This window comes from Cellulomonas sp. URHD0024 (genome assembly GCF_000426185.1).
In the GTDB taxonomy this organism is placed as follows: Bacteria; Actinomycetota; Actinomycetes; order Actinomycetales; family Cellulomonadaceae; genus Cellulomonas.
Genome location: NZ_AUEW01000007.1, coordinates 211,288 through 222,358, shown reverse-complemented (window position 1 = coordinate 222,358; position 11,071 = coordinate 211,288). Strand labels below are relative to the sequence as shown.

General features: G+C 67.2%; 9 protein-coding genes. 2 read left to right on the top strand and 7 right to left on the bottom strand.

Annotation, left to right across the window (positions count from 1 at the left end):
- Positions 1-74 precede the first annotated feature (74 nt).
- Genes I847_RS0108785 through I847_RS0108770 form a run of 4 tightly spaced genes read right to left on the bottom strand, consistent with a single transcriptional unit; the run spans position 75 to position 5,379 of the window.
- Positions 75-1,013 carry a carbohydrate ABC transporter permease gene (locus I847_RS0108785; RefSeq protein WP_028049402.1) on the bottom strand — a complete coding sequence of 313 codons (939 nt, stop codon included), beginning with the start codon at positions 1,011-1,013 and terminating at the stop codon, positions 75-77.
- Positions 1,010-1,942, bottom strand: a complete 933-nt coding sequence (locus tag I847_RS0108780; RefSeq protein ID WP_028049401.1) for a carbohydrate ABC transporter permease — start codon at positions 1,940-1,942, stop codon at positions 1,010-1,012. The genes I847_RS0108785 and I847_RS0108780 overlap by 4 nt, the downstream gene beginning before the upstream one ends.
- Entirely contained in the window at positions 1,939-3,207 is a 1,269-nt protein-coding gene (locus I847_RS0108775) for an ABC transporter substrate-binding protein (RefSeq protein ID WP_028049400.1), read from the bottom strand. Before I847_RS0108775 ends, I847_RS0108780 begins: the two co-directional genes overlap by 4 nt.
- Before the next feature lie 18 nt (positions 3,208-3,225).
- The gene (locus I847_RS0108770; RefSeq protein ID WP_028049399.1) at positions 3,226-5,379 is read right to left on the bottom strand and encodes an alpha-galactosidase; all 2,154 of its coding nucleotides are present in this window, start codon (positions 5,377-5,379) and stop codon (positions 3,226-3,228) included.
- Between the two features lie 180 nt (positions 5,380-5,559).
- Here I847_RS0108770 and I847_RS0108765 point away from each other — a divergent pair, with 180 nt between their 5' ends.
- On the top strand, positions 5,560-6,708 hold the full coding sequence (locus I847_RS0108765; RefSeq protein WP_028049398.1) for an ROK family protein: 1,149 nt from the start codon (positions 5,560-5,562) through the stop codon (positions 6,706-6,708).
- A 370-nt stretch (positions 6,709-7,078) separates the two neighbouring features.
- On the opposite strand, the gene I847_RS22725 is transcribed toward I847_RS0108765, so the two are convergent.
- From I847_RS22725 to I847_RS0108750, 3 genes are all read right to left on the bottom strand, one after another.
- Positions 7,079-7,609 carry a hypothetical protein gene (locus I847_RS22725; protein ID WP_231384142.1) on the bottom strand — a complete coding sequence of 177 codons (531 nt, stop codon included), beginning with the start codon at positions 7,607-7,609 and terminating at the stop codon, positions 7,079-7,081.
- 93 nt (positions 7,610-7,702) lie between these two features.
- Entirely contained in the window at positions 7,703-8,380 is a 678-nt protein-coding gene (locus I847_RS0108755) for a hypothetical protein (RefSeq protein ID WP_369751718.1), read from the bottom strand.
- 79 nt (positions 8,381-8,459) lie between these two features.
- On the bottom strand, positions 8,460-9,326 hold the full coding sequence (locus I847_RS0108750) for a hypothetical protein (RefSeq protein ID WP_155856073.1): 867 nt from the start codon (positions 9,324-9,326) through the stop codon (positions 8,460-8,462).
- Positions 9,327-9,871: 545 nt separating this feature from the next.
- On the opposite strand from I847_RS0108750, the gene I847_RS0108740 reads away from it, so the two are divergent.
- The gene (locus I847_RS0108740; RefSeq protein WP_028049395.1) at positions 9,872-10,780 is read left to right on the top strand and encodes a hypothetical protein; all 909 of its coding nucleotides are present in this window, start codon (positions 9,872-9,874) and stop codon (positions 10,778-10,780) included.
- Positions 10,781-11,071: the final 291 nt, after the last annotated feature.

Sequence of the window (11,071 nt, the reverse complement as noted above, 5' to 3'; positions counted from 1 at the left end):
GTCCTGCCGGGCGGGCGACTCGACCAGCGCTGAGTGCGCTCCGGTCCGGGGCAGGTCGGAGCGACCCTCTCCACTCACTTGATGGCGCCTCGCGTCACGCCGGAGATGACCCACCGCTGAGCGACGATGTAGACCACGAGCAGCGGGATCATCGCGAGCAGGTAGGACGCGAAGGCCAGTGTGTAGTTGGTGTTGAACGTGCTCTGGAAGACGTATTGCTGCAGTGGGAGTGTCGCGCTGTTCGGGTTGGACAGGATGACCAGGGGCAGCATGAAGTCGTTCCATGCCCACACGCAGGTGATGATGCCGACGGTGGCGTTCATCGGTCGCAGGAGCGGGAAGATGACCTTCCAGAAGACGGTCCAGGTGTTGGCCCCGTCGATGATGGCCGCCTCTTCGAGCTCCCGCGGGATCGAGTGGATGTAAGCGACGAAGATGAAGATGTTGAAGGACAGGCCGAAGACTGTGTACAGCAGGATCAGCCCGACCTGGTTGTCGATGTGCAGCTGCGCGGTGAGCTTGGCGACCGTGAGCATGAGGATCGGGAAGGGCACGAAGAGTGCGGCGATGAAGTAGAAGAACAGCCCCTTGAAGAGCCTCTTGTGCATGTTCCGGGCGATGGCGTAGGCGACCATGGAGTTGGTGAGCAAGGTCAGGACCACGGCACCGACCGTGATGATGGCGCTGTTCAGCGCCGCACGGGGGAACTTCGTGAGCGTCCAGGCGTCCGAGAAGTTCGCCCATCTGATCGGGTTCGGCAGGGCGAATCCGGCGCCGGTGAGCTGGTCCGGGGTCTTGAGCGCCGTGACGACCACCAGGTACATCGGGACAAGGATGCTCAGCGACAGGAAGACCATCAGCCCGGTGAGCCACCAGTTGGGGTGACCGGTGTCGTCCGCGTCCGGGGTGCGGGAGCGACGGCGGCGGGGTTTTGGGTTGACCGGGTCGCCGGCGCCGAAGGCGTGCTCGGACCGGTCGGCGACCGGTGCGGGAATGCTGGGTGCGGTGCTCATGCCGTCACATCCTCACGCTGCAGGACACGGAACTGGACGAGGGCGAACACGATGATCACGATCATGAAGACCACGGCGTTGGCCAGCTGGTAGCCGAACTCCCCGCCTTGGAAGCCGCCCTTGTAGATGACGAGCCCGACGGACTCGGTCGCGGTGCCGGGCCCGCCGTTCGTCATGGCCACGACGTGGTCGAAGACCTGCAGGAACCCTTTGAGGGACAGCACCATGTTGATGACGAAGAAGCCCCAGATCATCGGGAAGGTGATGTTGGTGAACTTCTTCCACGAGCCGGCGCCGTCGAGCGAGCCGGCTTCGTAGAGCTCGGCAGGGACCGTCTGGAGTCCGGCGAGGTAGAGCACGATGTTGAAGGCGGCCGACTGCCAGACGGCGAGGATGACGATGGCCACCCATGCCAGGCCCTCGTCGGACAGGATCGACGTGGAGAACTTGGCGTTGCCGACCGCTTGTGCGATAGCCGGGATAGAGAAGGTGAACAGGTACTGGAACACGTACCCGATCACGAGGATCGACAGCACGTAGGGGATGAAGTAGACGCCCCGCAGGGTCGTCTTGAACTTGATCCGAGAATTGAGCGCCATCGCTACGCCGAGCGCGATGATATTGACGAGGATCGTCGCGACGATGGCGAACTGGAAGGTGAACAGGTAGGCGTGCAGGACGCGGCTGTCGGTGAACAGCGCCTTGTAGTTTGACAGTCCGACGAAGTTCCACGGCCCGTAGCCCGGGGAGTCGGTGAAGCTGTAGAACACACCCTGCAGGACCGGGACGGTGTGCAGAAGGAAGAACAGTGCGAACGCCGGCAGAACCATCCAGTAGAACGCGCGCGGCGTGCGCGAAGCGATGCCCTTCTTGCGGACCTGCTGTGGAGCGGGGCCGGTCGTGCGGGGCGGTCGTGTCGTCGTCGTCATGACTGCACCTTTCCCAGGCCCCAGGTGCGGCGGGCCGCGACCTTGTCCCAGTTGTTGTCGAGCTTGCGGAGCATCTTGGACGCGTCGCGGTTCAGCAGGTACTCCTGCAGGAGCGGGGCGAGCGGGATCGCGGCGATGAACTGGTGGTCGGTGAAGCCGACCAGCTTCTTGTCGTCGATGTAGGGCTGGATACCGACGAGGGCCGGGTCGTTGTTGGTGGCACCTTCGATCGCGGGTATGGCCACCTGTGCTTCGGAGTACTTCTGGACGACGTCGGGTTGCATGAGGAACTTGACGAACTTCTCCGACTCCTGCGGGTGCTTCCCGTGCGCCGAGGTCGTCACGAGCACGTCGACGCCCGAGACGAGGGTGGTCTTGGCCGGGTCGTTCGTCGCCGGGAACGCGAAGCTGCCGACGGTGAACTTCGGCTTGAACGAGCGGATCTGCGGGACGGCGTAGCTGCCGAGCAGCAGCATCGCTGACTTGCCCTCGGCGAATGCCCGCGTGCCGTCCTGGTAGTTGGAGGAGACCGGGTCCGGTTGGGTGTAGTCGTACAGCTGGCCGAGCTCGTCGATGGCGGTGCGCCAGCCGGCCTGGAAGGTGGTCTTGTCGGCGAACCGCTGCTGGAAGAAGTCCGTGGGCTGCGTCTGGGCGGTCAGTGGGGCCAGGGGTGACTGCGCGGTCCAGGCGTCGCCGAGCATGCCGTAGAACGGTGTGATGCCCGCTGCCTTGAACGCCTTGGCGTCGGCGATCAGCTCGTCCCAGGTGGTGGGGACCTTGATGCCCTGCTGGGCAAACAGGTCCTCGTTGTAGAGGATGCCGCTCGCGTTTGCGGCGAAGGGGACGCCGTTGACCGCTCCGGGTGAGCTCTCGCCGAGCGCCTGGAGCACCTTGACGAAGCCAGGGTTGACCTTGTCGAGGACCGGGTCCTTGCGGAAGTCGGTGAAGATCCCCGCGGAGGCGAACTCGCCGAACGTGCCGTTTCCGTTGAGCGTCATCACGTCGGGCACGTCGTTCTTCACGAGCCGGGTGCGTAGGGCGGTCTCCGGGTCGGGCACGTTCTGGACGACGACGTGGATGTCGGGATTCTGCGCTTCGAACTGTGTTGCCAGGTCCTCGAAGTACTGGATGGCCTCAGGCTTGAACTGGAAGAACGTGATCGTCGTCTTGCCCTCACCTGCCTGACCGGAGCAGGCGGCGAGCGGGACGACCAGGGCGATCGCGGCGACGAGTGTCGTCAGGATCCGTGCTCGGTGTGGAGCCATGTGATGCCTCCTGCGGGGTCAGGGCGACGGGGCGTCGATGCGACGCGCGCGGACCAGGACGGTGCGCTCCGGGAACTGGACCGGGGCACGGACGCCGACCTCCGCCAGGGCGCGGCCGGTGAGCCTGACGCCGTTTCGCCACCAAGGCAACGGCTCCAGCGCCATTCCCTCGATGCGGTCGCCGGGCGGGAGCGGGCGCACGTCGTACACGGCGTCCGGGTCGAGGCCGGGCAGCCGGAGCGTCCCGGTCGGGTACTGCAGGCTCGTGGTGAGCTGGGTGACGGCGAAGACGGCATCGTCACGGTCGACGGCGACGACGCCGTGGACACGCAACGCCGGGTCAGGGTGGTCGGCGTGCACGCGGGTGCCGGTGTGCAGGAGTCCCCGAAGCGCCTTGTGGGCGGTGATCCACTCGGCCATCCGCGCACGCTCACCAGCGTCGGCCTGGGCGATGTCCCACTCGATGCCGAGGTGGCCGAAGAACGCCGACGCCGCGCGGAAGTCCAGGGTGTGGGTGCGACCGGTCGTGTGGGCAACAGGTGAGCCGACGTGCTCGCCGATCAGCTCGGGAGGCAGGAGCAGCTCGGTCCACCGTTGGATCTCCTCGCGCTCCAGCGGGTCGATGCAGTCGCTGGCCCAGATGCGGTCGGTGCGCTCCATGATCCCCAGGTCGACCCGGGCACCGCCCGATGCGCACGACTCGATCTCGAGGCCGTGGTGCCGGGCCCGCAGCTCATCGAGCAGCCGGTACACCGCCAGCGTGTGTCGGTGCACGCCCGGGACGCCGCCGGCGCCGTGGCCCGGTTCGACCAGGTCCCGGTTGTGGTCCCACTTCAGATAGGCGATCGGGTACTCGTCCAGGAGCGCGTCCAGCCGCCCGAGGATGTGTGCGAACGCGTCGGGGTTGCCGAGGTCCAGCACCTGCTGGTGCCGGGCGGCCACCGGCGCCCGGCCGGGAGCACCGAGGATCCAGTCAGGGTGGGCTCGGGCCAGGTCCGAGTCAGGGTTCACCATCTCGGGCTCCACCCAGAGCCCGAACTGCATCCCCCGGTCCACCACGTGATCCGCCAGCGGGTGCAGGCCGGCAGGCCACACGTCGGGCGAGACGTGCCAGTCGCCCAACCCTTGGGTGTCGTCACGACGTGACCCGAACCACCCGTCGTCCAGCACGAACCGCTCCACGCCGAGCTCGGCCGCGACGTCGGCCAGGTGGGTCAGCCTGTCGAGGTCGTGGTCGAAGTAGACGGCTTCCCAGGTGTTCAGGGTCACCGGCCGCGGGGTGCTCGGGTGGTGCGGGCGTGCACGGAGGTGTTCGTGGAAGCGGGAGGCGAGCTCGTCGAGCCCGTTCCCGTGGCTCCCGTAGAGCCACGGGGACTCGTATCGGGCGCCGGGCTCGAGCCTGACCTCGCCGGGCAGCAACAGCTCGCCACCGGCCAGGAACGACTCCCCCGAGATCGCTCGCTCCGCGAGTACCCGGTGGTTGCCGCTCCAGGCGACGTGCACGCCCCAGACCCGCCCGGACCTCGAGGTGAAGCCCCGCTCCCCCGCCGCGAGCACGAGGGTCGCGTCTGCCCCGGGCCGGCCGCGCCGGCTCTCCCGCATGAACGTCCCGAACGTGAACGGCTGGCGTTGCGGTACGCGTTCGCGCAGGTGCCGGCCCGTCGTCGTCAGGAGCTCCGTCGCGAGGTCCGGGACGGGCAGCGCGAGCACAAGACCCTCGAGGTCGAACACGCTCGTCCCCGTGTTGGTCAGACCAGCCCTGACGCGCAGCAGCCCGGAGGGGGTGATCTCGAGCTCCACGTCCACGGCCACTTCCGCAGCCGGGTCCGCCGCGTGCACCACCAATCCCGTGCCCCGGGCGTCCACGCCGTCGACTTCGAAGCGGGTACTGAAAGCCGACCCTGCCCGGTGACCCGAGACCCCTGGCGTCCCGAGCCAACCGGCCGACTGCTCGGGCAGCACGGCGAACGCGACCGGAGAGTCCAAGGATCCGGTCACTCGCGGAGGCACCTGGGCGTCCGCGAGCTCGACGAGCGACTCCGGCGCGATCGAGCCGAGGTCATGCCCCCAGTGCACGATCCGCGGCAAGCCGCCGCCTCGCAGATCCAGGACGACGCTGGTCCCACCGGCACGCAGGTGCAGGGGGGCGGTCGTCACCGACGTGAGCGACAAGGCTCCTCCTCCAGGCGTCAACGACTTACTTGTGTGATGGAAGATAATACATGCGCTCAGAGTGGCACAAGTCACATCTGTCTGCATCTTGGGCCCTACTTTCGATCAGGATGCAAGTTATGATCGCGTGTGTGGTTCGATGTCGGCGGACTTGGCCGACCCGGAACGGAGGACTCGAGCGTGACGACGCGCGCCTGGACGATCGAGAGCGGAACCGCCCTGGACGTCGCGCTCGAGGTGCTCCTGCGCGGCCCCCTCTCACGCGCGGAGCTCGCACGCCGACTGGACCTCTCCCAGGCAACGCTGTCGCGGCTCACCAAACCGCTCGTCGAGCAAGGTCTGCTGATCGAGGGTGCCGCTCGGCAGGACTCCGCCGCTGGTCGACCGGGACAGCCGCTCGACGTCGACGCGTCATCGCACACGTTCGGGGGCGTCACACTCACGGGCGAGGCCGCGCACATCGTCCTCGTCGACCTGCGCGGCACGGTGCTCGCCACTCAGCACGTTCCCCTGCCGTCACACCACTCCGCCGCCGTCGTCGAACAGGTGGCAGACACGCTCGACGCGATCGTCCGCGACCACAGCGACGCGTCGAGGCTGGCCGGGATCGGGGTCGGCCTCGGCGGTCATGCGCCCGATCGCTCGACCGTGCGGGTCGCGCCGTTCCTCGGCTGGCAGGACGTGCCATTCGGCTCGATGCTCGCGCAGGCGACCGGCCTACCGTGCGTCGTGGAGAACGACGTCGCCGCCCTCACGGCCGCAGAGCACTGGTTCGGCGGGGGCCGAGATGTGCAACGGTTCGCTTTGCTGACCGTCGGGGCGGGGGTCGGATACGGCCTGGTCGTGGACAACCGCGTTGTCACGCACGAGGACATGGGACTGGGCCTGGTGGGCCATTTTCCGCTCGACCCGAACGGACCGCTGTGCCCGGAAGGCCACCGCGGCTGCGCCCGGTCGATGCTCACGATCGAGTCGCTCACCCGCCAGGCAAGCCTCGCGCACGGCCGATCGATCAACTACGACGAACTGATGGGGCTGGCCGTTTCGGGCGACCCCGCTGCTCGCCGGCTCGTCGACGACGCCGCCACTGGTCTGGGCCACCTCGTCGCGGCCGTCGCCAACCTCACGATGCCCGAACGGATCGTGCTTTCAGGCGAAGGCGTCGCGTTGGCCACCGTCGGCGCCGAAGCGCTGCACACCGCTATCGCGGCAGACCGTGATCCACGCGCATCGACATTGGACATCGTGGTCCGCCCCGGCGACTTCTCGCAGTGGGCTCGAGGCGCAGCCGTCGTCGCCATCCAGGACTTCGTCCTCCGCAGTCGGTGAGGCGTCGCAAGTCGCTCCAAGGAATTCGGTGAGTTCAAGGTAAAACGGAGGGCCCCGACCGGCGTTGCTGCTGGTCGGGGCCCTGCGTTCACTGCGGTTGGCGGGGTGTTGACACAACTACCTGGCCTGCGAATTCACCCACCCTCGGAGGAGGTCGTCACACGAAATCCGGCCAGATGCTCACACGCTGAGCCGCCTGACCTGCACAAACATCCTGACTAGCAGGGCACACCAAATCCGCCGCATCCATCCCGATGACCAGCGACAATCCCGGGCTTGCCGTTGAGCGCCGCCGCCCACGTCCAATGCTCCACATACCGCGCCCGACAGGGTCCCCGAGTACGTGGTCGCGCGTAGACCGGCAACAGCGTCATCCATCGCGCTCCACGCGGAGGGCGACGACACGGCCCATCTTCCGGTTCGCGAAGGGCCGCCGCCCGTAGCGCTCAGCGAACTGGGTCAGCAGTGCGCCTTCGACATCCTCCGGATCTCTGTCCGGCGTTGGCAGCCAAGCGACGAGCAAGTCGTCAGCGTCAGCGAGTTGCCAGATGTACCGGCCACCCCAGTGGCCGACCGGCTCTCCGGCGCCGTGGCGTCGGTACTCGTCGAGCCTTCTTCGGAGCCCGCGGCTCCCGGCCACGCCGGCCCCCGCCTTACCGATGTAGAGCACGACCCCGTCAGGAACCCACGCGTCCGCGAGACGCGTCAGAGCGACCGATGGATCCTTGTGCTTGAACGAGCCCGCAACGCTCGACTCCGCGAACGTCACAGCCGCAGACGGATCCCGGACCACGACGTAGATGCCTGGATCCGTCGGCACGTCCGCGGTGGGGAGCTCAGTGAAGCGCACGAAGCCGGTGAAGCCCATCGCACGCAACTCTGGAACCGTCCAGTCCTTCATCACCACCACGTTGGCGCCACCGTGACGCGCCCAGTGCGTTGATGTCGGCACGGACCGAACACGTCGTGGCCCGTCGCATGGGCGACACGGTGGTCATACCCCGTCATCGCGGATGAGCCTGAAGATCCGCTCTTCCACGGCCACCGGCGCCAGCCCGTGCGGAGCGCCCCAATGAGTCAGCGTCTCGACGTACCGCGCATAGTCGTCGGTGTACCCGGCCCGGAGCGGAACACCGCGAGCGGTAAGCCACGCAAGGACGAGCCCGTCAAGTACGGGCGCCGCACTGGCGGATCGGGCCTCACCTCGAGCGGTGACGAAGTACAGCCACTTCGTGAAGAACGCAGGTCCGAGCCCCGAAACCTTGCCGGGTCGGTTGTTCAGGAATCGGTATCCCTCGACCGAGCCCGCCTCGCGGGCGACCTCGACGGACTCCCCGAGCCGTCCGCGGACGGTGGCATCTACCGGGACATTCTTGGGCGACCGGGACGCGGTCAAGATCGTGGCCGTGCGGTAGGGACCATAGCCCGTCGACCCGTGCCCCCAGATCATCGCGACAGTGAAGGCAGCGGTAACGTCACGGGGCAGAAGATCCTCCACGAGATGCGCCGCAGTCGCCCTGTCGAGCTCGGGCGGCAACCCGGCGAGCATCGACCCGTTCCGATCAAGGTGCCCGGTCCACCCCCGCCATGTCTCGCGCGGGTACGAAAATCCACGTTGCACACGGAACTCGCCCGCAAGGAGTGGCTCGAGGTCGCGAGGCGCAGGCCGCATCCCCCGATGCTCCCGGATCACGCCGCGCGGCGGGCTGTGTTGACCGGGTGAACCGCTCCCGACGCAGCGAGATCTCGACCTACCCGGCGTAGTCCTGCGCGCTATCCGGGCCCCGCTCCAGCTGCGAGTGCAAGGCCCATGCCCGCAGCGGAGGTCGCTCGGGCCGCAGGTCGTCGAAGCCGTTCAGGTAGATGAGGCGACCTTCGCGGGCCGTAAAGGGCCGCTGAGTCCTCGGATCTTCGTGGATCCGAGTGGAGGCCAGGAGACCCTCATCTCGCAGCATTTCCAAGCCGCGGCGAAGGGTCCTTGTCGAGAACGGGATCCTTACGTGAGTCGCCGGGCGTCGTTCGTCCTGATCTGCGAACCAGCTCAACGGACGGAACCACACACCCCCGCCGAAGGGGCGGCCCGCCTCCAGGGCAAACATCGCTGGATCCGCTCGGGCGAACCGTTCCGCAACCATCGACGCGAGGTAAGCCGCGATCTCGGGGGTAGACCACGCCGTGATCCGCCCCGTTTCAAACACGCCACCCAGAACCGTTACGTATGAGGACTCGGCCCCCGCTCCAGGGTCGTCAAAGTCCCGACCGGATCCGTCATCGCAGAGAATCACGATCTGCGGCCGCCGACCTGGGCGATCCTCCCGACGGAGCAAGTTCATCGCCTCAAGCTGCAGCACCTTGTCGCTGATCCACTTGCGCTTGAGAACGCTGTCCGAGCCGTAGAACGACCGGGGACGGACGAGGTCATGCAACTCGTCCCACGAGAGTTCCGCTGGCAGCTCGCCCGGCCGTCCGCAATCCGGTGCCGCGCCCGCGAGTCCGCGCATGACGAGGTCGACCTTGACGACTCCCACCGCTCCACGCGTCAGCAACGGCGCGATGTGGTCGCGCACGTGCGTCTCGCGGATCCTCACGCGACCTCGCCCACCCGCCGTGTAGTACATGCAGACACTGTACCGAACCTGGGCCTCCCTAGACGATAGTCTGAATCCATCGGCTACTTTGCTGATTATGAGTCCCGGAGCATTTGTCCAACCGGCCGGAATGTGGCTGCTTTGGTGCAGCCTCGGCCTGTGTGCGCTTGTGCTCGTCACCGGACTGGTGATCGTGGTCGTAGCTCGGGCGCTTCACTGCGACGCAGGCAAGGCATCGAACGCGATCGCCACGGTGATCCGCGCCGCCCTTGGGCGGCGGTCGTCCTAGCGCACGCGTGCGAAGCACGGGGAGGAGCGTTCATGCGCACGCTGCCGCGATCCCCCTCGGGGATCAGACCCGGCCCGCACTGCCTGACTGACTCCAAAGCCGCTCCGCCCGTCGGACCCGCAGGCCGGCGGGCCATCGACGAACCGACTGCAGACGCACATGCGAGAGCAACTCGGAGAAGCACAACGTCGCAGCCGTTCATCCGTTGAACGTTGCGGTGTGAAGTCAGCCAGGAGGGGCACGGCGCCGATCAACGTGCCAGGACACCGCAGCTAGCGTTGCTGCAATGACGCCCGGTGACGCGCTTGCGACGATGTCGAGCTCGATGGCCCCGCACTTTCGTCTGCTGGCCACGACGATCGGTGCCTGGCTGAGCGATCAAGACTTCGACGCGCGGCCGGAGTGTCAGGCGGCCGTGGACATGACCCATCATGATTGGGACGACACCTGGGGCGAGGCCACTGTCGAGCTCGTGATGGATGCGATTCCTCGGCTCGCGCACGTCGCCGACCACCTGCACGCCTATGCGGCGATCGCCGCTGACCAACACGCGACGTTCTCGGGGGCGACCACTCTGCGCGCCCTGCTCGTCGGCCTCGGCTCGACCTACTGGCAGTACGAACTGACTGTTGACACCAAGGAGCGGGTCCGCCGGTACTACGCACTCCGGCTCAAGTCACTCGCCGAGGAGCAGAACCTCGTTGCACCCCCCGGCTTGAGCGGTGGCGAGGAAGTGGTCAGCCAGCTCGCCGCGACCGTTGACACCATCCATGAAAGTGGTCGGCGGGCAGGTTTCGCATGGGAACTGAGAACGTCTCGGTTTGGGGCGCCCGTCGGCCAGCTCGACACGGCCGCGCCCGGAGACCAGGCGCTCATCACCGGCCTCGTCGAGTCCCCGGGCGGGTCGCCCCACGTCGGCGCGACGCTCTTCCGGCTGCTGTCTTCCGTGGCGCACGCCCAACCCCATGGCATGAAGTTCTTCATGCACGAGACCGACGAGGTCGGGCCCAACGGTGGTGAGCTGGTCTTCATCGGCCTGGACCCTGTCTGGGTAACCATGTTGCACACAACCACCGTCGCCGCCGTCCAGCGGACAGTCACGCGGATGTGTCGCTACCTCGGCTGGGACGAGGGTGAGTGGAACCGGATCGCTCTACCGGCCCTCATGGAGGCGCGGCGCTGGCCGACCGGTTGATCGAGGTCGCCAGCGCATTCAGGCGCCCGTCCCTCGTCAGATCGCCCGGAGTCCGCGTTCCCGGCCGTTCGGTCGACGAGGCGAAGCGATCGTTGTCACCTCGACAGCATGGCCGTCCTCGACTCAACGGTGAGCCGCTGCTTCCAGAGCACCGTAGCGACGTAGCCCTCGCGCCGGACGTCGTCGAGGATGAGCTGGGCCTTGTGGCTCATCGTCTCGCCCAGACGTACCGGATCGAACCGTCGCGGCTCATTGTGGGCACGATCGCGGCCAGCCGGTCTGCATTCTCGA

Coding starts and splice junctions, on each gene's coding strand:
- I847_RS0108785 (WP_028049402.1), bottom strand. CDS start 1,013: ATGAGCACCGCACCCAGCATTCCCGCACCGGTCGCCGACCGGTCCGAG.
- I847_RS0108780 (WP_028049401.1), bottom strand. CDS start 1,942: ATGACGACGACGACACGACCGCCCCGCACGACCGGCCCCGCTCCACAG.
- I847_RS0108775 (WP_028049400.1), bottom strand. CDS start 3,207: ATGGCTCCACACCGAGCACGGATCCTGACGACACTCGTCGCCGCGATC.
- I847_RS22725 (WP_231384142.1), bottom strand. CDS start 7,609: ATGAAGGACTGGACGGTTCCAGAGTTGCGTGCGATGGGCTTCACCGGC.
- I847_RS0108755 (WP_369751718.1), bottom strand. CDS start 8,380: ATGCGGCCTGCGCCTCGCGACCTCGAGCCACTCCTTGCGGGCGAGTTC.
- I847_RS0108750 (WP_155856073.1), bottom strand. CDS start 9,326: ATGTACTACACGGCGGGTGGGCGAGGTCGCGTGAGGATCCGCGAGACG.
- I847_RS0108740 (WP_028049395.1), top strand. CDS start 9,872: ATGACGCCCGGTGACGCGCTTGCGACGATGTCGAGCTCGATGGCCCCG.